Source organism: Pseudomonas inefficax (genome assembly GCF_032164165.1).
Taxonomy (GTDB): Bacteria; Pseudomonadota; Gammaproteobacteria; order Pseudomonadales; family Pseudomonadaceae; genus Aquipseudomonas; species Aquipseudomonas inefficax.
Genome location: NZ_CP134401.1, coordinates 5,491,371 through 5,512,178, shown reverse-complemented (window position 1 = coordinate 5,512,178; position 20,808 = coordinate 5,491,371). Strand labels below are relative to the sequence as shown.

Here is a 20,808-nt window from a genome sequence, read left to right as displayed (position 1 = left end):
GATGCTTTCCCATGGTCAGACTAATACTTAAGTCTCTGCCTGGGGAGGCACGAAAAATGCAACCAAGATTCGTTATCGTTCCCGCTGTGCCGATCGAAAAGGAGTCGTTCCGCGTGGGTAGCCGGTATTACGCCGCTACCGTTTGTGGGGGATTCGACATTTACGATAACCAAGCGAAAGAGCGGCTCAAGCCCAGTTATCCAAGCAGGACGGATGCATTGATGCAGTGCGAGCAGATGAACAAGCGCGGTGGTGCAGGCTGATCGTGGGCGCAACTGTCTTACGCAGAATCCAGACGCCTGCGCGATCCCTGTAGGAGCGGCCTTGTGTCGCGATGGGCTGCGTAGCAGCCCCCGGATCTTGCGTTGATGCACAGATCGCCGGGGCCGCTACGCAGCCCATCGCGACACAAGGCCGCTCCTACAAGGGGGTTACGTGTTCGTGGCCTCGCCCTTCTGCCAACCGGCAATCAGGCGCTGGGCGTTCTCCTCGCAATCCATGCCCTGCGGCTTGCCTTCCATGCCCGCAATAACCGCCAGCAATTGCGCGCGGTTCTGTGCCAGCCGCTGCTGCCAAGGCGCTGGATGAAGCCGAGATCGGCGCATTGATCCAGCGCTTCGCCCGCACTGCCGCGCTGGCTGGAGAAGCCGGTTTCAGTGGCGTACAGATCCACGCTGCCCACGGTTACCTGCTGAGTCAGTTTCTTTCGCCACTGAGCAACCAGCGCCAGGACCGCTGGGGGGCAGCCTGGAAAATCGCGCGCGGTTGCTGCTGGAAGTGGTCAAGGCTGTGCGCGAGGTGGTTTCACCCGGTTTCGCCGTGGCAGTGAAACTGAATTCGGCGGATTTCCAGCGTGGCGGTTTCGAACCGGCGGATGCGCGCCAGGCAGTGCTGTGGCTGAATGAGTTGCCGGTGGACCTGGTGGAACTGTCGGGCGCCAGTTATGAGGCACCGGCGATGCAAGGCGATGCCCGCGATGGACGCACCCTGGCTCGCGAGGCCTACTTCCTGGAGTTCGCCCGGGAAATCGCCGCCATCGCGAAGATGCCGGTGATGGTCACCGGCGGTATCCGGCGCTTGCCGGTAGTCGAGCAGGTGCTGGCCAGCGGTGTGGCAATGGCGGGGATTGCCACGGCGTTGGCAGTCGAGCCTGCCCTGCCCCGGCGCTGGCAGAACGGCGAGCCGACGGCAACCGCCGAACTACAACCCATTCGCTGGAAGCGCAAGGCGTTAGCCGCACTGGCCTACATGGCCCTGGTGAAATTGCAGATGCGCCGCCTGGCGGCCGGCAACCGGCCCAAGGCGCATGCATCGCCATTGCGCGCCTTGTTGCTGGAGCAAGGCTGTACGTTACTGCGGGTGCGCCAGTACAGGCGTATGATGAAAAGCCGAGCGGATTGATGGTGTGATCGGCAAAGCCAGGGGGCGCACGTTCGCTCTGGGAGCAACTGCCTTGGATATCTCTTCAAGCCAGCACTGGCCCTTGTAGGAGCGGCCTTGTGTCGCGATGGGCTGCGCCAGCAGCCCCACAATCCGCAGCACCTGCCTTCATCGGCGTTCTCTACCGGAGCACTGCCATGAACAAACCCCTTCACGCACTCATCGTTACACTGATAGCGCTTTCTGCCTGCTCGTCCAATTCCGCGCTATACCATGACCAGCCGCTGGTAGCGAAAGTCGAAAACGGCATGAGCAAAGACCAGGTCATGCAGATCGGCGGCAAGCCTGATGCCCAATCCAGGCGTACCGTGGTGCCCGGTACCTGCTTTGACTACATGCTGACCAAGGCCGACAACCGTCAACCCTATAGCGTCAGCTTCGACGGTGCCGGCGAAGTGGACAATACCGCTTTCATGACCTGCGCAGAGTGGAGTAATGCCCAGCGCAAGGCCCGCCTGCCGAGCATGGGCGGCTCCAGCGGCTCGGGTTACTGAGTCAGTCCAGACATTCCCTGGCAGCCTGGCGCAATTTGTCGCCAGACAGGAAGCTGCCCTTGTAGAAGGTCGCGCGGCTGCCCTCGCGGGAATCGACTACGTCCAGCACATCATCGGATGCTACCGCGCTGGGGGCCGTCAGCCGGTAGCCGTGGGCGATCGATTTCTGCGTGGCCTGAGGCGCCAGTGCTTGCCACTTTGGCAGCACGCAGGCGGCGTACTGCTGGGGCGATTTGTGAGTCAGTTTGCTGGCAGTGGGTTTGCCTGGGGTCGCGCAGCCGGCAAGGCTGCTGACCAGTACAGCGCAAAGAAAGATACGAAAAGTAGACATTTGCAATTGGCCATCAAGGATACGCTGCATTCTAACGGGGGTTGTATTGGCTTACCAATCAACCAAAGTCTCGCTGCACTGGCCGCAACTGATATTACTGCCAGTGGCCTGGATGAGTGAAGGCTGGGAGAGTGAATCTGCCAATAGCTAACCATGCAAAAGAAGCCAACAGAATCTTCTATCAGAATGGAAAACTGATCTCTCCGACGGTTGGTGAACAAGGTCGCAACATTTTCGGGGCACGCACTCCAGCGGCTTGCTGGCGACGGACGACAATGGTCAGTGCTGAACGTGCAGGAAAACACCTGATTTTGGAGAAACGGGTGCTATCGAAAACACTGGCGTATCCGGTATCAGCCATCGCGTCGCCTGCTTCGCGGGCATGCCCGCTCCCACAAGGCCCCCACCTGCCGAAAGAATGCGCTGTACCTGTGGGAGCGGGTTTACCCGCGAACACCGGCGCAGCCGGTGCCAGCCACCGCGTTGCCTGCTTCGCGGGTGAACCCGCTCCCACAGGGACCCCATCAGCTGAAAGAATGCACCGTTCCTGTGGGAGCGGGCGTGCCCGCGAACACCGGCGTAGCCGGTGCCAACCACCGCGTCGCCTGCCGGGGGCTGCTTTGCAGCCCATCGCGACACAAGGCCGCTCCTACAATTGACGGCGCTCGCTGATACCTGCGCCTGAGATCAATCCAGCGCGCCGTTCAACACCTCATAGATGATCCCCGTGGCGACCGCCACCAGGATCAGGTCCGCACCCGCCTGCATCCATTCATAGCCATCATAATGAGGGAGCTGCCCCAGCAGCCTGCCATCCAGCTTCTTGGCGATACCCGGCGGCAGCGGTTTGCCACGGGCCAGATTCTTCTGGATGCCGGGCGGCAGCGCCTGCCCTGCGCTCCAGTAGCTGCGGTGCCCGTCAAGTATGCCAAGCACATCGCCACGATTTATGGACGGGCCACCATACGAGCCCCCGTGACCTTGACCATGCTGGCCCTTGTCCTTGCCATGGCCCTGCCCCTTGCCATTACCCGGGTCGGCATAAGTAAGCGCTGGCCCCGCTGCCAGCACGATCGAGGTAGCGATAACTGCCCATCGACGCTTTGCCATATCTTCTTCCTTGCACCAGTGACGTCCCAGCACTGTAGACCAGAACCCGGTTCAGGGTGAAAGTCCCCAAACGCGGGTCAGGGCTTGGCACTCCGATAGAGCATGATGGCAGCCACATCCAGTGCCAGCACGGCAATGGCGAAGAGAAACATGAAGTACAGGTCTTGTAGAAGCATGGCCGTATCCCCAAATGGGCAGGTTTGCAGGGATCTTGCAATTCCTGTTCCTGACGCCTGGCTGAACGAGCCTGCCTGCCCATCTGACGCTGCAGTTCAGTAGAGACGGGCCTTGATCAGCGGGCGCAGCAAGTAATTGAGCACGCTGCGCTTACCGCTGAGGATATCCACCTCGGCTACCATGCCGGGGATGATCGGCAGCACTTCATCGTCGCGCTTGAGCTGGCTGCCGTCGGTGCGGATCAGCACCTGGTAGTACGACTCCTTGCCGTGGGGCGTGTCCTCTTCGATGGTGTCGGCGCTGATCTGCTCCAGCGTACCCTTGAGGTCGCCATAGATGCTGAAGTCATAGGCGGTGATCTTCACCTTGGCCGGCATGCCCGGCACCAGGAAGGCCACGTCACGCGGCTTGATCCTGGCCTCGACCAGCAGACGGTCCTCCACCGGTATCACTTCCATGATCGCCTCGCCGGGCTGGATCACCCCGCCACGGGTATTGATCAGCACGGTGTTGACCCGCCCACGCACCGGCGAAACGATGCCAGTACGGCGCAACTGGTCCTGTCGCTGCTGGACAATCGGCTCCAGGGCACTGAGGTCGGCCTTGCGCTGTGAGCGCTCGGTATAGGCATCCTGGAAGTAGCTGCTTTTCAGCTCGGTCAGCTTGCCGTTGAGGGTAGCGATGTCCTGGCTCAGCCGCAGCGCCTCCATCTGGCTTACCGCACGCTTGGCCACCAGCGGGCGGACCAGGTCGAGCTGGCTCTGGGCCAGGCTGATCTGCCTCTGGATCGCCTGGCTACCTTCGAGCAGCTTGTCCCGCCGCGACTTGAACAGCTCGCGCTCGGAACGCGCCAGCGGCCCTTGCGGGTCGATGTCCGGCGGGAACTCGATGGTCGCCTTGCCCAGCACTTCGGCGTCCAGCCGGGCGATGGCCGCGCGCAGCACGCCGGCCTGGTTGGCCGACTCCTGGAAATTGGTGAGAAAGCGCGTCTCGTCCAGGCGCAGCAGCGGCTGGCCGACCTCCACCAGGTCGCCCTCCTGCACCAGCAGACGGTCAAGAATGCCGCCTTCCAGGCTCTGGATCTTCTGGATGCGGCTGAACGGCACCACACGCCCGTCGCCGCGCGTCACTTCATCGAGCTCCGCCCAGGCGGCCCAGGCGACGAACAGCACGACGCTGCCGAGCAGGGTCCAGAGCAGCGGGCGATAGACCGGGTGAGTGGTGGCCAGCAAGGGGTCGGCCAGTTGCCGGCGCAGCACTGCAGAACTTTTTTCAGCTGCCATGGCCAGCTCCTTCGGCGACCTGCGGCGCCTGCACCTGATTGCCCAGCACCACCTGGTTCAGCGGGCCGTCCATGATCACCTGGCCGTTGCGCAGTACCACTGCACGGTCCACCAGCGCCAAAACGCTTTTCTTGTGGGTGGTGATGATCAAGGTACGCCGGCCCAGCCATTTCTGCAGGTAATCGATGACCTGTTTCTCGCTGTTCTGGTCGAAGGCTGCGGTCGGCTCGTCGAGCAGCAGGATCGGCGGGTCCTGCAGCAATACCCGGGCCAGCCCCACCGCCTGGCGTTGTCCACCGGAGAGGCTGGCGTTGCCCAGGATCGGCATGTCCAGGCCCAACGGGTGGGCGCGTACGAAAGTGCCCAGCCCCACGCCATCGAGGGCTTCCAGCAATTCCTCGTCGCCCAGCGCGGCGTTCGCCAGGTTGAGGTTTTCCCGCAGGCTGCCGTGAAACAACGCGACATCCTGCGGCAAGTAGCCGATGCCGCGCTGGCGGTCGGCCGGGTCGAGCTGGCTCAGGGCGATGTCGTCCAGCAACAGCCGGCCGGATTGGGCGTCGAGCAGGCCGCTGAGCAGCCGCAGCAGGGTCGACTTGCCGGCGCCGTTGCCGCCGAGCAGCGCCACCCGCTCGCCGGCCTGGATGCTCAGCGCCTGTACATCGACCACCGGCGGGCTGTCGCCATGGGCCAGGCGCAGCGCCTCCAGGCGGTAATGCCCGTGCAGCCGGTCGCGATGCACGAAGCGCTTCCCGGTGGGGCGCTCCTGTTCGGCCGACATCAGCTGGTCCAGGCCTTCAAGCGCCACCTTGGTGTGCTGCCAGCGACCGAGGATGGCAGCAGCCTGGGACAGCGGTGCGATGGCCCGCGAGGCCAGGATCGAACAGGCCACCAGGGCACCAACGGTCATCGCCCCGTCGCTTATGCGGTAGACGCCGAACACCACCACCCCGACATAGCACAACTGCTGGACGATGCTTGCCGAATAGCTGAGGGTCGAGGCCAGGGCATGGGTCTTCATTGCGGTACCAGCCAGTTCCCCGGTGAGCGTCTCCCACTGCTGCCGGCAGCGGCCCTCGGCACGCGTGGCCTTGACCGTCTCCAGGTGTTCGAAGGCTTCCAGCAGCACGCTGTTCTTCATCGCCCCTTCGCGCAGGTTCTGCCGCGACAGGTGCCCGAGCAGGCGCTGGGTCAGCAGCCCCGGCAGCAGCATCAACGCACAGGCCACCAGCGGCACCCAGACCACATGGCCACCGATCACGGCAATGATCGACAGGAAGATCGCCACGAACGGCAGGTCGCTGATCAGTGCGGCGCTGGACGAAGTGAAAAACTCGCGGACCGACTCGAACTCACGCACCTGGGTACTGAACGCGCCCATCGACGCCGGCTTGGCGGCGATCCGGGTGCTTAGCACGCGCGCGAACAGCAGGCTCGACAATTGCAGGTCCAGGCGCTTGCCGAGTACGTTCAGCAGGTGCCCGCGAAGGATCCGCAACACTCCGTCGACGATGATCGCCAGGGCCACGCCGCTGGCGAGTATCCATAGGGTATCGAAGGCGGCATTGGGCACCACGCGGTCGTATACCTGCATGGCGAACAGCGCCGAGGCGACGGCCAGGACGTTGGCTACCAGGGCTGCCGCCGTGACTTCCGCATAGGAGCGCCAGAGCCGCTTGAGTGGCCCGAAGAACCAGTGTTCCGGCAGGCCGCTGGCGTAGTCGCCCACCCGCCCATCGGGGCGGTAGCGGCACTTGGCGAACACCGCAGTGCCACTGTAAAGCGCCTCCAGAGCGGTCAGCGCCATGCACTCACGGCCACCCTCGCTTTGCGGCACCAGCACCTCGTACTGCTCGCCCTCGACGCCAACCAGCAGCAGGCTGCGGCCATCGTCGAGCAGCAGCAGCGCCGGCAGCAGGTAGGCGTCCATCTGCCGCAACGGCAGCTCCGCGACCTTGGCAGTGATGTCTGCGCGGCGCAGGGCGCGAACGACCAGGCGCAGCGGCAGGCGTCCGTGCTCCAGTGCCAGGCCGTCGACCAGTTCGGCGTCGCCCAGCGGCCGGCCCAGTTGCCGACATAGCAGCAACAGGCCCTGGCGCAGCGGGTCGTCGTGGTTCAGGGGCACGACGTTGTCCGGGGATTGTTCAACTTCCATGATTCAACCGATTCTCCAGTAGTGCCCCCAACAGCCCGACCTGCGCGGCCGCGCGGTACTCGATGCGCTTGCGCTCGATGTGCAAGTTGATCAACTGCCGCTCGGCCTCGAAACGTTCGCGCTGCACGTTGAGCAAGTCGATCACGTCGCGGCGGCCGACCTCGAACTGCTCGCGATACAGCTCGCCAACCTGCTCCGACTCTGTCACCTGCTGGCTCAGCGACTGTTCCCGCCAGCGCAGCGTGTCAGCGTTGTCGAACAGCGACTGCAACTGCCGGCGGATGTCCCGCTGCATCGCATCGGCCGTCCATTGCGCCGACTCCAGACGCTGTTGCGCAGCAGTCGGCCGGCGGAAGTTGGAAAGCCCCTGGAAAGTGTCCATGCGAAAGCGCAGCGACATCACCGAGTCGCTTTCCGGGCGACCGCCGATCTCCCGGCGCAACGCGGAGGCCTCCAGGTTCAACTGCGGCAGCAACGAAGCCTTGGCCTCGCGGACTTGCGCCTCGGCGACATTGGCGTCCTCCAACGCCTTGCGCTGCAACGGCGACTCACGGATCACCCGCGCCACGTCGCTGGCAGCCAGGTAGCGCTGCAGCGACATCGGCTCGGGCTCCACCAGTTCGGCGGGGTCCTGGCCAACCAGGATCGCGTACTGGTTGCGCGCGTCCTGCAGGTTGCCCTTCTCCAGCGACAGCTGCTCCTGGGCACGCGCCAGTTCGAGGTTGGCGCGGTCCAGTTCGCTGCGGTCGGCGTAACCATCGCTGCCGCGTGCCTGGGTCATCTCGCGGATGCCGTCCAGGCGCTGAATGTGCTGGCGCACCGTCTCTACCCGGCGCTCCGAGGCAAGTACGTCGAGGTAGGTCTCGACGATATCCAGCGCCGCATCGTCGCGCGCCACCAGCACCGCCTCGGACAGCTTGCGCCGGGTCGCGCTGGCGCTGTCGACCTTGCTCGTCACCCTGCCCCAGTCATACAGCATCTGCGATACGGTCACGTCGTAGACGACCTCGCCAACATCGAATTCCTGCGGCCCCCCGGACATGGTGACGGAGGGGTAGTAACCACCTTTGGCGATTTCCACCTCGGTGCCCGCACGATCCGCCTCGGCCATCGCCGAACGCACCTGTGGGTGAATCGCCAACCCCGCCCGCACCGCCTGGTCGAGCGGGATGCCCGACGCGGACAGCGGTAGCCCCAGGCACAGGAGCCAAAGGGCTCCCGCGCCACGGCGCCTTCCCTTGTGCACGGACAGGCCGCGCATCAGACCACGACCTGTACCGTGTTGTCCTCGATCAGCAGGGTACTGCTGCCAAAGTTGTAGACATCGTAGGTAATGCCGTTGAGCTGCTGGGTGGTCCCTGTGTTCACGGCACCCACCACGTTGAGCGTGTCGTTGCTCTCGCCGGTGATCTGCAGGACGTTGTTGGCATCGGTGATGGCGTCGACCTCCGCCGCGGTCAGGGTCAGCACGCTCCCAGAGTCGCCCCTGCCGAGGTCGATACGCTCGATATTGGAGAGCGTGCCGACGCCGACGGCGTTGTAGTCGAGGTCGATGCCGTCGGCCAGGACCAAAGTGTCGAAGCCCGCGCCGCCGTCGATGCTGACGAAGTTGGTCGCGGTGATCTGGATGGCATCGTTGCCGTTCCCGGCCACCACGTGGTCGCCAGTCCCCACATCGAAGATCAGATCATTGCCATCGCCGGCGTTGATGTGCTCCGAACTGCCGTCCGCCCCGGACATCACATCGTCCCCGGAGGTACCGTTGACGTCGATCTGGCCCAGGTTCAGCGACAGCCCGTTCGGGGTCAGGGTGATGCCGTAGGCCGAACTGTCGTTGCCGTTGGTATCGGTGGCGACGATATTGAACGAGATCTGCGAACCGAGGGTGAGGATATCGGTGATGTTCAACCCCAACTGGGTGAGCACGCTCGGGCTCAGCAGGTTCAGCGAGAAGTCGCCGGAGCTGTCCGCTGTGATCGGCTGCAGCTCGACGTTCAGCGCCGGGGTGATGACACGGATCACCACGCTGGAGTCCGGCTCGGTGGTGCCGCTGAAACCGAACCGTGGGCTCAGCGGGTTGAGGCTGACATCGAGGCCGAAGTTGCCGATGGTCACTGGCTGCTCGATGCTGCTGCCGACGCCGATGGTGGCCACATTGCTCGTGTTACCAGCCGGATCCTCGCCAGTCACCGAAACCTGGGCATTGAGCAACTGGTCCAGGGTGAGGTCGATGTCCAGGTCGGTGAGCAGGTTCAAAGAAGCCAGCCCGCTATTATCGGCAGTCACCGTGGCGGTGGCGGTGACGCCGCCGATGTCCACTTCGACCGTCAGGTCGGTTCCCGGGTCGGTGGAGATGGTCAGGATGCTGCCCACCAGCGACAGCACCGGGGTCGCAGGCGGGATGGTGTCGACGGTGAATGGCACCGCGCTCGACGTAGTACCGCCATTGATGTCCGCGGTGACGGTTGAGGCCCCCTCGGGGAACGGCCCCATGCCACCGCCAGGGGGAATGGTCACGGTGACACTGCCGGCCAGGATATCGCCGGCGGTGATGGTGTGCGTTGCCTGCGTCTCGTAGCCGTTCTGCCCGGCGAAGGCGACCGTGATCACTTGGCCGGCCTGCATGGTCGGGCGGATGGTCACGTCGACCTGGATCCCGTTGCTGATCTCGGCAGCGTTGATCCAGGTATCGGCGGCCTCCGGCACGCTGATGGTCGGCGGTGCCAGGTCCGGCGCGTTGATCGTCGATGGGCCGCTGAGGTTGCCGGCAGCATCGGCGGTGACCCCGCTGATCAGCTCGCCGGTGATCAGCGGCGGCGCAAACGGCAGGCTGAAGTTGCCGCTGCCATCGACATTCACCGTGATCGGGTTGGCGGTATCGCCGTCGATCACGAGACGTACCTGGCTGTTCGGCTCGGCGGTACCGCTCAGCAGCGCACCGTCGGCACTGATGCTCAGCAGCGGCGCCGACGGCGCCACCGTGTCGACCGTGGTACTGGCCGGGCCACTGGTGTTACCTGCGGCGTCCTCGGCCACCGCGTTGACCACCGTGCCATTGGGCAGCGGCGTGGTTGGGGTGAAGCTCCAGTCGCCACTGCCGTCCGCCGTCGTCTCGCCGATCGGGTTGCCGCTACTGTTGGTGAGAATCACCTTGGCCCCGGCTTCGGCGGTACCACTGATCACCACCCCGTTGCTCGGGTTGATGATCGGTGCGGCCGGGGCGATGGCGTCAACGGTGACGCTGGCCGGCCCGCTGGTGTTGCCGGCCGGGTCCTGGGCCACGGCGTTGATGACCGTGCCGTTGGCCAGCGGTGTACCGGGCGTGAACGACCAGTTGCCGCTGCCGTCGGCGGTTGTCTCGCCGATCGGATTGCCGCTGCCGTCGGTGAGAATCACCTTGGCCCCGGCTTCGGCGGTACCACTGATCTCGGTACCGTTGCTCGGCTCGATCGTCGGCTGGCCGGGGGCGATCGCATCCACGGTGGTGCTGACCTGTGGGGCGCTGGTATTGCCGGCGGCGTCCTGAGCCACGGCGTTGATCACCGTGCCGTTGGCCAGCGGTGTGCCAGGCGTGAACGACCAGTTACCGCTGCCGTCCGCGGTAGCCTGGCCAATCGGGTTGCCGCTGCCGTCGGTGAGGATCACCTTGGCGCCAATTTCTGCGGTACCACTGATCACCACTCCGTTGCTCGGGTTGATGATCGGGGCGGCCGGGGCGATGGTGTCAACGGTGGTGCTGGTCGGCCCGCTGGTATTGCCGGACGGGTCCTGGGCCACGGCGTTGATCACCGTACCGTTGGCCAGCGCAGGCGCAGGCGTGAAGGCCCAGTTGCCGCTGCCATCGGCGGTCGTCTCGCCGATCGGGTTGCCGCTACTGTTGGTGAGAATCACCTTGGCCCCGGCTTCGGCGGTACCACTGATCACCACCCCGTTGCTCGGGTTGATGATCGGTGCGGCCGGGGCGATGGCGTCAACGGTGACGCTGGCCGGCCCGCTGGTGTTGCCGGCCGGGTCCTGGGCCACGGCGTTGATGACTGTGCCGTTTGCCAGCGGTGTACCGGGGGTGAACGACCAGTTGCCGCTGCCGTCGGCGGTGGTCTGACCTATCGGGTTGCCACCGCCGTCGGTGAGGATGACAGTCGCGCCCGCTTCGGCGGTACCGCTGATTTCCGTGCCGTTGCTCGGTTCGACCACCGGTGCGGCCGGTGCCACGCCATCCACGGTAATGATCGCTGGTGCACTATCGGTCCCACCGGGGTTGCGTGCCACCACGTTGACCACGGTGCCATCCGGCAGCGGTACGCCGGGCGTGAACGACCAGTTGCCGCTGCCATCGGCGCTGACCTGGCCGATCGGGTTGCCGCTTCCATCGGTCAGGATAATGGTGTTATTCGCATCCGCGGTACCGCTGATCACCGAGCCGTTACTCGGGTCGACCTGCGGAATCGACGGCAGCGACGCGTCCACGGTAGTGCTACCAGGAGCGCCGGTATTGCCGGCGGCATCGGTCACGGTAGCGTTGACCACGGTGCCATCGGGCAGTTGCGTACCGGGGGTGAACGTCCAGTTGCCGCTGCCGTCGGCGGTGGCTTCGCCAATGGGATTACCGCTGCCGTCGGTAAGGGTCACGGTGCTGTTCGGCTCGGCAGTACCGTTGAGCACGGCGCCGTTGCTCGGATTGACCACCGGCGCGGCGGGTGCGATCGAATCCACCGTGGTGCTGCCCTGCGGGCCAGTGTTGCCGGCCGGGTCTTGGGCCACGGCGTTGACTACTGTGCCATTGGCCAGCGGCGTATTGGGAGTGAAGCTCCAGTTGCCGTTGCCGTCGACAGTAGTCTGGCCGATGGGGTTACCGCTGCCATCGGTCAGGATCACTCTGCTGCCGGGCTCGGCGGTGCCGCTGATTTCGCTGCCGTTGCTCGGCTCAACCACCGGTGCGGCCGGGGCCACTGAATCCACCGTAGTGGCGGCCTGCGGACCGGTATTGCCGGTCGGGTCGGTTGCCGTGGCGATGATCACGGTACCGTTGGCCAGCGGCGAACCGGGGGTGAAGCTCCAGTTGCCGCTGCCGTCGGCGGTGATCTGGCCGATCGGGTTGCCGCCGAAGTCGGTCAGGGTCACGGTGGCGCCCGGCTCGGCGGTACCGCTGATGGTCGCGCCGTTGCTTGGATTGATAACCGGTGCAGCCGGCGCGCTGGAGTCGACGGTGACCGTCGCTGCCGGGCCGGTATTGCCAGCCGCGTCGCTCGCCGTGGCGTTGACCACGGTGCCATTGGGCAGTGGCGTGGCTGGCGTGAACGTCCAGTTGCCGCTGCCGTCGGCGGTGGCTTCGCCAATCGGATTGCCACTGCCGTCGGTGAGGTTGACGGTGCTGTTCGGCTCGGCAGTACCGCTGAGGCTGCTGCCGTTGCTGAGGTTGACGGTGGGTATACCCGGGGCCACGCCGTCCACGGTGGTGCTGCCCTGCCCGCCGGTATTACCGGCCGGGTCGGTCGCCGTGGCGTTGACCACAGTGCCATCCGGCAACGGTGTGCCTGGTGTGAACGACCAGTTGCCGCTGCCGTCAGCAGTAGCCTGGCCGATCGGATTGCCGCTGCCGTCGGTCAAGGTGATGGTGCTGCCGGGCTCGGCGGTGCCGTTGATTTCGTTACCGTTGCTCGGCTCGACCACCGGCGCGGCCGGGGCCACTGAATCCACCGTGGTGGCGGCCTGCGGACCAGTGTTGCCGGTCGGGTCGGTTGCCGTGGCGATGATCACGGTACCGTTGGCCAGCGGCGAACCGGGGGTGAAGCTCCAGTTGCCGCTGCCGTCGGCGGTGATCTGCCCAATCGGGTTGCCGCTTCCGTCGGTCAGGGTCACGGTGGCGCCCGCTTCGGCGGTGCCGCTGATGGTCGAGCCGTTACTTGGGTTGATTACCGGTGCAGCCGGCGCGCTGGAGTCGACGGTGACCGTCGCTGCCGGGCCGGTATTGCCAGCCGCGTCGCTCGCCGTGGCATTGACCACGGTGCCATTGGGCAGTGGCGTGGCTGGCGTGAACGTCCAGTTGCCGCTGCCGTCGGCGGTGGCTTCGCCAATCGGGTTACCGCTGCCATCGGTGAGGGTGACGGTGCTGTTCGGCTCGGCGGTACCACTAAGGCTACTGCCGTTGCTGAGGTTGATGGTGGGTACAGCTGGCGCCACGCCGTCTACGGTGGTGCTGCCCTGCCCGCCGATATTGCCGGCCGGGTCGGTCGCAGTGGCGTTGACCACAGTGCCATCCGGCAGCGGTGTGCCTGGCGTGAACGACCAGTTGCCGCTGCCGTCAGCGGTGACCTGGCCGATCGGGTTGCCGCTGCCGTCGGTCAGGGTGATGGTGCTGCCGGGCTCGGCGGTGCCGCTGATTTCACTGCCGTTGCTCGGCTCGACCACCGGCGCGGCCGGGGCCACCGTATCCACTGTGGTGCTCGATGGAGCGCTGGTGTTGCCGGTCGGGTCGGTCGCGGTGGCATTCACCACGGTGCCGTTGGGTAACGGGCTGCCCGGTGTGAAACTCCAGTTGCCGCTGCCGTCGGCGGTGACCTGGCCGATCGGGTTGCCGCTGCCATCGGTCAGGGTCACGGTGGCGCCCGCTTCGGCGGTACCGCTGATGGTCGTGCCGTTACTTGGGTTGATTACCGGTGCAGCCGGCGCGCTGGAGTCGACGGTGACCGTCGCTGCCGGGCCGGTATTGCCAGCCGCGTCGCTCGCCGTGGCGTTGACCATGGTGCCATTGGGCAGCGGCGTGGCTGGCGTGAACGTCCAGTTGCCGCTGCCGTCAGCGGTGGCTTCGCCAATCGGATTGCCACTGCCATCGGTGAGGGTCACGGTGCTGTTCGGCTCGGCAGTACCACTGAGGCTGCTGCCGTTGCTGAGGTTGACGGTGGGTATACCCGGGGCCACGCCGTCCACGGTGGTGCTGCCCTGCCCGCCGGTATTGCCGGCCGGGTCGGTCGCCGTGGCGTTGACCACAGTGCCATCCGGCAACGGTGTGCCTGGTGTGAACGACCAGTTGCCGCTGCCGTCGGCGGTAGTCTGCCCGATCGGGTTGCCGCTGCCGTCGGTCAGGGTGATGGTGCTGCCTGGTTCGGCGGTGCCGCTGATTTCGCTGCCGTTGCTCGGCTCGACCACGGGTGCGGCCGGGGCCACCGTATCCACTGTGGTGCTCGATGGAGCGCTGGTGTTGCCGGTCGGGTCGGTCGCGGTGGCATTCACCACGGAGCCGTTGGGTAACGGGCTGCCCGGTGTGAAACTCCAGTTGCCGCTGCCGTCGGCGGTGACCTGGCCTATAGGGTTGCCGCTGCCATCGGTCAGGGTGACGGTGGCGCCCGCTTCGGCGGTACCGCTGATGCTCGCGCCGTTGCTTGGATTGATTACCGGTGCAGCCGGCGCGCTGGAGTCGACGGTGACCGTAGCTGCCGGGCCGGTATTGCCAGCCGCGTCGCTAGCCGTGGCATTGACCACGGTGCCATTGGGCAGCGGCGTGGCTGGCGTGAAAGTCCAGTTGCCGCTGCCGTCGGCGGTGGCTTCGCCAATCGGGTTACCGCTACCATCGGTGAGGGTGACGGTGCTGTTCGGCTCGGCGGTACCGCTAAGGCTACTGCCGTTGCTGAGGTTGATGGTGGGTACAGCTGGTGCCACGCCATCTACGGTGGTGCTGCCCTGCCCGCCGGTATTGCCGGCCGGGTCGGTCGCCGTGGCGTTGACCACCGTGCCATCCGGCAACGGTGTGCCTGGCGTGAACGACCAGTTGCCACTGCCGTCGGCGGTAGTCTGGCCGATCGGATTGCCGCTGCCGTCGGTCAGGGTGATGGTGCTGCTGGGCTCGGCGGTGCCGCTGATTTCGCTACCGTTGCTCGGCTCGATCACCGGTGCGGCCGGGGCCACCGTATCCACTGTAGTGCTCGATGGAGCGCTGGTATTGCCGGTCGGGTCGGTCGCGGTGGCATTCACCACGGAGCCGTTGGGTAACGGGCTGCCCGGTGTGAAACTCCAGTTGCCGCTGCCGTCGGCGGTGACCTGGCCTATAGGGTTGCCGCTGCCATCGGTCAGGGTGACGGTGCTGCCCGGCTCTGCGGTGCCACTGATCGTGGTGCCATTGCTGGGGTTGACCACTGGTGCGGCCGGGGCCTGCGCATCCACTGTTGTGCTCGTCGGAGCGCTGGTGTTGCCGGCTGCATCCTGGGCGACCACGTTGATCACTGTGCCATCAGCGATTGGCGTGCCCGGGGTGTAGGTCCAGTTGCCACTGCCATCGGCCGTCACCTGGCCGATCGGATTACCATCGCCATCGGTGAGGGTCACGGTGCTGTTCGGCTCAGCGGTACCGCTGAGCTCGGTACCATTGCTCGGGTTGATCAACGGTGCCGCTGGCGCCACGCCATCGATGATGGTGCTGGCGGGCGGGCCGCTGTTACCGGCGGCATCCACGACCACCGCATTGATTACCGTGCCATCGGGCAGTGGGCTGTCGGGGGTGTACGACCAGTTGCCATTGCTGTCGACGGTAGTCTGACCAATGGGGTTGCCATTGCCGTCGGTGAGCACCACGGTGCTGCCCGGCTGGGCGGTACCGCTGAGGCTGGAGCCGTTGCTCGGGTTGATTTGCGGCGCATCGGGGAAGTCGGGGGCCTGCACGGTCGCGGGCGGGCTGCTATTGCCGGCCGGATCGGTCACCACCACGGAAACCGTTTCTCCGTTGGTCAGTGGCGGATCCAGCGGAATCTGGAATTTGCCGTCGGAGCCGACCACCACGCTAACGTCGGTTTGCCCGTCGCCGTTGCTGTCGATGCCCACGGTGGCGCCTGGCTCGGCCGTGCCGCTGATGCTGCTGCCATCCGGGGCAATCTGCAATCCGCTGGCGGGCGCCGGGGCCGTGGTGTCAGGCTGCACACTGCTGTCACCGCCGCCACCGCCACCGCCACCGCCGTTGCTGTTGGCAATCGCGACGCCGCCACCAATGATCGCGGCGCCAGCCAGAAGTGCACCACCAGGGCTGAGCCCGGCAACGGTGCCATCGGTGCCGGTGAGCGACTCGAACCCAGCCGGAGTTTCCTGAGGCACATAACCCGCCACCAGCGGCCCATCGGCAGCGACCGGAGGCAGGTCGACGGCCAGCAGTTTGTCCCGGTCTACCAGATACAACTGGCTTGCAGGCTGCCCTTCGGCATAGAAGTTGGCTATACGCAAGCTTTCGCCCGACTTCAGTTGCACGATCAGGTCGGCGCCACTTTTCTCGTAGCCGGTCACACTTTCTGGAGCAATATCAAGAACAATGTTACTGCTCTGGGTAAGTGTCAGGATTCCGTTGTCGGGGATTGCAATGGGAGCGGCAGAAGTAACACTTTGAGCGAGGGGAGACACCTTGGCCTGAATCGACATACCTGACAGTCCTTTTGTCAATAGCACGACCGAGCGATCGCACGCGTATATCCAGAAATAGCACGCCCCCCATAAAACGCCAGAAGGGTTTTTAAAATATTTTCGGAAGGCCCCTGGCGAAGCGTTTCATCATTAAAACTCGTAAAAAGCTTTTTGACCTATTACTTTTGAATTAGCCCTTGCTGCGCACAGGGGCGCATAACTGCAAGTTGCTCTTATCAGGAAGGTGCTAGTTGAAAAGTACGCGCCCGCCCACGTTGATAGTTGCGAACCAATCGTGTTTGCTTAGATTTCTTGACCATCTATTCAACTTGAACCTGGCCATGTAAGCTCGCCAGCAAGAACGGTTAGCTCGATGATCGGCTCGGAACCGAGCAGCCTGAGGCAGAAGGCCGCCCAGTGCCGGCCTTCAAGCGGTTCGTTCAGCGCTTCCCTAGCTGAACTTGAGCTTGGCCACCTTGCTCAATGCCCATCCGCTGAACACGTAAAAGGCATCCAGGTAGAAGCGGCCTTCGTAGTTGGGGAGCGGTTCACGATTCAACAACAGCTCGGGCATGTCGGGCGAAGGGGGGAACAGTGCATAAAAGCCGTTGGGCAACACCGCCAACGCGATGAGCAGCAGATAGGTCACGGTCCGCAGCAGGGTGGCGCGGTCATGGGATTGCTCGGCCCATTTCAGGCCGAACCAGGCGACCAGGCCGGCAACCGGCAACACCCAGAAATGCGTCGGCATTCCAATAAACATTTCCGCGACAACGCTTCTTGTTTCCAACCTTATACTCTCCGTTCAAATGAGCGGATTATTGCGGCTGGCGTCTGCAAATGCAAAAAACCCGCGCTCGAGCGCGGGCTTTTCGTTCTCGAAGGTTAGTTGATCATGCTTTTGAACACATCAGCGCGGCGTCCAGCAGCCTGCCATGGTCGTACCAGGCATCGCGTTGATAGGCCGCGAACTGGCGCTGGGTACCCGTGCCCCGCACCTCGGCCAGGCCACCCGCCTTGTCGGGGTCGGTACTATCGACAAACAGTCTGACCGAGTTAACGTCATCGACCTGGTAGGTTTTCACGTTCCCTTGAAGTTCGCTTTGGACGCACCCCAGGTATGTCGGCGTACTTCTTTCCGTAGCCCCGGCCACATACCCATGGCCCTCACGTACATCGGGGCCATGTACGCAGCCTGCCATGAACAGTGTGGCAAAGGTGGACATCAGTATTGCACCTGCTACCGATCTTGAGCTTTTCACGCAACACGCTCCTGCCGCCCCATCGAGTAACCTGGAAAGTGTTACCAAGCCGCATGCACCTTTTTTGTTTTTGTTTGTCCATGTTACTGCTCAACGTCAGCCCGGCAATATGCTTGTTAGCTATATCGGTTTCGGGGCGGGCTTTCTCCGTGAAGATACCTTCGTTCATGGGCCATCCGACAAGTTCCAGACCGGGCAGCCTGGGGTGCTTGCGCTATGCCCCGAATCCGGGGGCGGCTGGGCCCACAATCGGGAGTCAGGCAATGGCCTTCAGAAACACCAGGGTCGCCAGCAGATCCAGTAGCAGCACGGCAACCACAACGAAGACCAAGTAGTAGCGGTCATCCTGAGTCATTTTTTGCATTCTCCGAATGATCAATGCCTCAGGGTCCCAGCAATTCCTGTTCCAGAACAGTGGCACATCCGATCATGGTCGTTTCGTCCATGCTCCGCGCCCCCGCAGCCTTGTACCCGGGAACCATGTCCTGGCCTATGCTCATGGTTTAGGAGGAAGCGATCATGTGCGGAAGGCTAAGCCAGTACCGTGGCATACATGACTTCGTTGAAACCCTGAGCCTGCCTGAGGCCTGGCGCAACAACGTCGGCGACCAGCCGCTTGACCGTTACAACATCGCACCGACCACGCCGGTGGCAGTACTGCGGATAGATGACGCAGGCCCACGAGCGGACCTGGTGAGGTGGGGATGGCGGCCGCATTGGGCTGCCGATCGTGCTGCGCCGATCAACGCCCGGGTCGAGAAGGTGGCGCATGGCCCATTCTTCCGGGCGATCTGGCCACACCGGGCCATCACCCCAATCGACGGCTGGTACGAATGGGTTGATGAGGGCGGGCCGAAGAAGCAGCCTTACCATATCCGGCGCCAGGATGGCCGCCCTGCCCTTTGCGCTTCGATCGGCCAGTTCACCGGTACCGAGCACGACGGGTTCGTCATCATTACCGCCGACTCCCAGGGCGGAATGGTCGATGTTCATGACCGCCGGCCTGTCGTGTTGTCGCCAGAACTGGCGTACGAGTGGATCACGGCAACAATGCCGAGCGAGCACGCAGAACAACTGGTGCTCAACCTCAGTGAGCCGGCCGAAGCCTTCGAGTGGTACCGGGTGAGTGTGGCCGTGGGGAATGTGCGTAACCAGGGTGCCGAGTTGATTAACCCGCTTCATTGAACACAGGCAAATCTTTGCGCACGCTCCAGTGCTCTATTCCCACTGATCCCTCCCAACCCACCGGCCTTGCCCGCTGCGCGTCATGTGCAGGGGCACTGCCAGCCCGGAGTTTGCGCAATCCACGCTGACGCTGTTATCGGCCTGACCGATGCTTGCCTGCAATCAAACGATTGGAACGAAACCTGCCCGCCAACGAGCATGGCCGCACCTTCAAACAACAACAAGGAACTGCCCATGTCTGCCTGTTTCCATAATCCTGTCTCGACCGTGTTCGGCGCTGGCAGCCTGGCTCGCGTTGCCGAGCTGTGCACTGGCAAGGTCACTTTGGTGACGTTCCCCGAGGCCGCTCAGTTGGGGCTGGTTGAGCGCGTGCGCGGCCTGCTTGGCGAGCGTCTGGTCTGCGTGATCGACACTGTGCAGCCAAACCCGGACGTGGCCTGGTTGCGCGACGTACACGAACGATTCTGGGCCGAGCACGGTGACTGTGACAGCGTCTTCGCCCTGGGTGGTGGCAGCGCCATCGACACCGCCAAAGCGCTGATCGTCGGGACACAATCCGGAAGCTTCGATGAATTGCTGGAATTGCTCGCCAGTGGCAAATCGTTCACCCCCGCGCGACACAAGCCACTGATTGCCGCGCCGACCACGGCTGGAACTGGCAGCGAGGTGACCCCCTGGGCCACGTTGTGGGATAGCGCCCGGCAGAAGAAATACTCCCTGCACCTGGCGTGCACCTGGCCGCAGGTGGCGTTGATCGACCCACAGCTGATGCTCAGCGTACCGGGCCGGGTGACGGTATCCACCGGGCTGGATGCGCTGTCGCATGCCCTGGAAGCGATCTGGAACCACAACGCCAATCCCATCTCCGACACCTTCGCGGTGTCGGCCATCGAAGACATCCTCGATTGCCTGCCACAGCTGCAACAGGACTTGGCCAACCCCGAGCTGCGCGCGCGCATGGCCCTGGCTGCGCTCAAGGCCGGCATGGCATTCTCGAACACCAAGACCGCACTTGCCCATTCCATCTCCTATGAAATGACCTTGCGCCATGGCCTGCCCCATGGCATCGCCTGTTCGTTCACTTTGCCGATGGTCCTGGGCCTGGCCTGGGGCCGTGATGGGGAGCGCGACCGTACCTTGCAGAAGGTTTTCGGCCCCGACCTCACCAGCGCGCAGCAGCGCTTGAGAGGCTTCCTCCATCGCTTGGGCGTGCACACCGAGTTCGAGGACTACGGCGTGACAGCGGCCGAGGCCGAAGCGATGATCGATGAGGCCATGCAGGGCGCACGCGGGCGCAATTTCATCGGCTCGCAAGCCGCCTGACACCCCACGCCTTTCCTCCAGCACCAAACAAGAGTGCCGACTCGCCGCGCCCCCGTGCCGGCGGCAGCGTACAAAAAGGAACAGCGCCGGGCTTTCGCATCCCAAAGGACTATCGGATGGCTATCACCGAAATTGGCTGCATGGTCCATGCTCGCCGCCCATTCTTCGATCTGCATGTGGCGAACATGTGTTCGTCGGACGCTTACCAAGCACCCGCTAAGGGGTAGTGTTCAATGCGGCACTCATGGGGATGGCCATCGCCTTTACACGTCCCATCCAGATATCGGTAGTTGATATGCATCAACTGGCCTTTTTTGGCCCACTGCCTGCGTGGGAGCGTGCTTTGGTAATCAGCAGTTTCCGGTACGAATGTGATAGTCGCCCCCTTTTCCGGGCACTCTGCCGTGGTTGATGCCTGGCTTACCTTTACGACCTGGGCCTGTAGCTTTGGATAGGGAAGCTTCAACACATCAGTGATATGTAGTTCCATACGGCAAATTTGCCACGTCGATGCTTGCACTGGCTGGCACATTACGAAGAAGGGAACGGCAAATAGGGCGTAGCGAGTTGCACGGTAGTCCATTATTGGCCCTGCGTTGAATGTTGATATCCGAGGCATTATCAGACGTGGACTCACCGAATCATAGGACGATCCTGTCTCGCGCGCATTCAG

The 20,808-nt window shown here is 64.0% G+C and carries 12 protein-coding genes and 2 pseudogenes; 5 read left to right on the top strand and 9 right to left on the bottom strand.

Going from position 1 to position 20,808, the window contains the following annotated elements; translation table 11 throughout:
- Nucleotides 1-56 precede the first annotated feature (56 nt).
- The gene (locus RIN61_RS24785; RefSeq protein WP_112253939.1) at nt 57-263 is read left to right on the top strand and encodes a hypothetical protein; all 207 of its coding nucleotides are present in this window, start codon (nt 57-59) and stop codon (nt 261-263) included.
- Nucleotides 264-431: 168 nt separating this feature from the next.
- Here the strand turns inward: RIN61_RS24785 and RIN61_RS24780 are convergent.
- Nucleotides 432-572: pseudogene (locus RIN61_RS24780) on the bottom strand (MerR family transcriptional regulator); the annotation flags it as partial.
- On the opposite strand from RIN61_RS24780, the pseudogene RIN61_RS24775 reads away from it, so the two are divergent.
- Both RIN61_RS24775 and osmE read left to right on the top strand, forming a co-directional pair.
- Nucleotides 566-1,401, top strand: a pseudogene (locus RIN61_RS24775) (oxidoreductase); the annotation flags it as partial. The pseudogenes RIN61_RS24780 and RIN61_RS24775 sit on opposite strands and share 7 nt — an antisense overlap.
- Before the next feature lie 176 nt (nt 1,402-1,577).
- Nucleotides 1,578-1,934: an osmotically-inducible lipoprotein OsmE gene (gene osmE / locus RIN61_RS24770; RefSeq protein ID WP_112253569.1), complete on the top strand. Its 357-nt coding sequence runs from the start codon at nt 1,578-1,580 to the stop codon at nt 1,932-1,934.
- A 1-nt stretch (nt 1,935) separates the two neighbouring features.
- Here the strand turns inward: osmE and RIN61_RS24765 are convergent, their stop codons facing one another.
- The 8 genes from RIN61_RS24765 to RIN61_RS24730 all read right to left on the bottom strand — a co-directional run bounded on the left by RIN61_RS24765 (nt 1,936) and on the right by RIN61_RS24730 (nt 17,591).
- Nucleotides 1,936-2,295, bottom strand: a complete 360-nt coding sequence (locus RIN61_RS24765) for a hypothetical protein (RefSeq protein ID WP_112253568.1) — start codon at nt 2,293-2,295, stop codon at nt 1,936-1,938.
- A gap of 657 nt (nt 2,296-2,952) precedes the next feature.
- The gene (locus RIN61_RS24760; RefSeq protein WP_112253567.1) at nt 2,953-3,375 is read right to left on the bottom strand and encodes an anti-virulence regulator CigR family protein; all 423 of its coding nucleotides are present in this window, start codon (nt 3,373-3,375) and stop codon (nt 2,953-2,955) included.
- Nucleotides 3,376-3,647: 272 nt separating this feature from the next.
- Complete coding sequence (locus RIN61_RS24755) at nt 3,648-4,835, bottom strand: beta-barrel domain-containing protein (RefSeq protein ID WP_112253566.1); 1,188 nt, start codon at nt 4,833-4,835, stop codon at nt 3,648-3,650.
- Nucleotides 4,825-6,987 (bottom strand): type I secretion system permease/ATPase, encoded by a 2,163-nt coding sequence (locus tag RIN61_RS24750; RefSeq protein WP_313854752.1) that lies wholly within the window; start codon nt 6,985-6,987, stop codon nt 4,825-4,827. Before RIN61_RS24750 ends, RIN61_RS24755 begins: the two co-directional genes overlap by 11 nt.
- Nucleotides 6,977-8,248: a TolC family protein gene (locus RIN61_RS24745; RefSeq protein WP_112253564.1), complete on the bottom strand. Its 1,272-nt coding sequence runs from the start codon at nt 8,246-8,248 to the stop codon at nt 6,977-6,979. Before RIN61_RS24745 ends, RIN61_RS24750 begins: the two co-directional genes overlap by 11 nt.
- Complete coding sequence (locus tag RIN61_RS24740; RefSeq protein WP_313854749.1) at nt 8,248-16,383, bottom strand: Ig-like domain-containing protein; 8,136 nt, start codon at nt 16,381-16,383, stop codon at nt 8,248-8,250. Before RIN61_RS24740 ends, RIN61_RS24745 begins: the two co-directional genes overlap by 1 nt.
- A 433-nt stretch (nt 16,384-16,816) precedes the next feature.
- Nucleotides 16,817-17,128, bottom strand: coding sequence for a hypothetical protein (locus tag RIN61_RS24735; protein WP_207878097.1), 312 nt, complete (start codon nt 17,126-17,128; stop codon nt 16,817-16,819).
- Between the two features lie 130 nt (nt 17,129-17,258).
- Nucleotides 17,259-17,591: a hypothetical protein gene (locus tag RIN61_RS24730; RefSeq protein WP_313854746.1), complete on the bottom strand. Its 333-nt coding sequence runs from the start codon at nt 17,589-17,591 to the stop codon at nt 17,259-17,261.
- Between the two features lie 555 nt (nt 17,592-18,146).
- Between RIN61_RS24730 and RIN61_RS24725 the strand changes: the two genes are divergently transcribed.
- Together RIN61_RS24725 and psrA are read left to right on the top strand one after the other, a co-directional pair.
- Nucleotides 18,147-18,812 carry an SOS response-associated peptidase gene (locus RIN61_RS24725; RefSeq protein WP_313854743.1) on the top strand — a complete coding sequence of 222 codons (666 nt, stop codon included), beginning with the start codon at nt 18,147-18,149 and terminating at the stop codon, nt 18,810-18,812.
- A 234-nt stretch (nt 18,813-19,046) separates the two neighbouring features.
- Nucleotides 19,047-20,135 carry an iron-containing alcohol dehydrogenase PsrA gene (gene psrA / locus RIN61_RS24720; RefSeq protein WP_313854741.1) on the top strand — a complete coding sequence of 363 codons (1,089 nt, stop codon included), beginning with the start codon at nt 19,047-19,049 and terminating at the stop codon, nt 20,133-20,135.
- Nucleotides 20,136-20,808: the final 673 nt, after the last annotated feature.

What these genes read in the sequence shown, in the direction of transcription:
- osmE (WP_112253569.1), top strand. Translation starts at nt 1,578, where the DNA reads ATGAACAAACCCCTTCACGCACTCATCGTTACACTGATAGCGCTTTCT.
- RIN61_RS24755 (WP_112253566.1), bottom strand. Translation starts at nt 4,835, where the DNA reads ATGGCAGCTGAAAAAAGTTCTGCAGTGCTGCGCCGGCAACTGGCCGAC.
- RIN61_RS24735 (WP_207878097.1), bottom strand. Translation starts at nt 17,128, where the DNA reads ATGTTTATTGGAATGCCGACGCATTTCTGGGTGTTGCCGGTTGCCGGC.
- RIN61_RS24740 (WP_313854749.1), bottom strand. Translation starts at nt 16,383, where the DNA reads ATGTCGATTCAGGCCAAGGTGTCTCCCCTCGCTCAAAGTGTTACTTCT.
- RIN61_RS24765 (WP_112253568.1), bottom strand. Translation starts at nt 2,295, where the DNA reads ATGCAGCGTATCCTTGATGGCCAATTGCAAATGTCTACTTTTCGTATC.
- RIN61_RS24730 (WP_313854746.1), bottom strand. Translation starts at nt 17,591, where the DNA reads ATGTCCACCTTTGCCACACTGTTCATGGCAGGCTGCGTACATGGCCCC.
- RIN61_RS24745 (WP_112253564.1), bottom strand. Translation starts at nt 8,248, where the DNA reads ATGCGCGGCCTGTCCGTGCACAAGGGAAGGCGCCGTGGCGCGGGAGCC.
- RIN61_RS24785 (WP_112253939.1), top strand. Translation starts at nt 57, where the DNA reads ATGCAACCAAGATTCGTTATCGTTCCCGCTGTGCCGATCGAAAAGGAG.
- RIN61_RS24750 (WP_313854752.1), bottom strand. Translation starts at nt 6,987, where the DNA reads ATGGAAGTTGAACAATCCCCGGACAACGTCGTGCCCCTGAACCACGAC.
- RIN61_RS24725 (WP_313854743.1), top strand. Translation starts at nt 18,147, where the DNA reads ATGTGCGGAAGGCTAAGCCAGTACCGTGGCATACATGACTTCGTTGAA.
- psrA (WP_313854741.1), top strand. Translation starts at nt 19,047, where the DNA reads ATGTCTGCCTGTTTCCATAATCCTGTCTCGACCGTGTTCGGCGCTGGC.
- RIN61_RS24760 (WP_112253567.1), bottom strand. Translation starts at nt 3,375, where the DNA reads ATGGCAAAGCGTCGATGGGCAGTTATCGCTACCTCGATCGTGCTGGCA.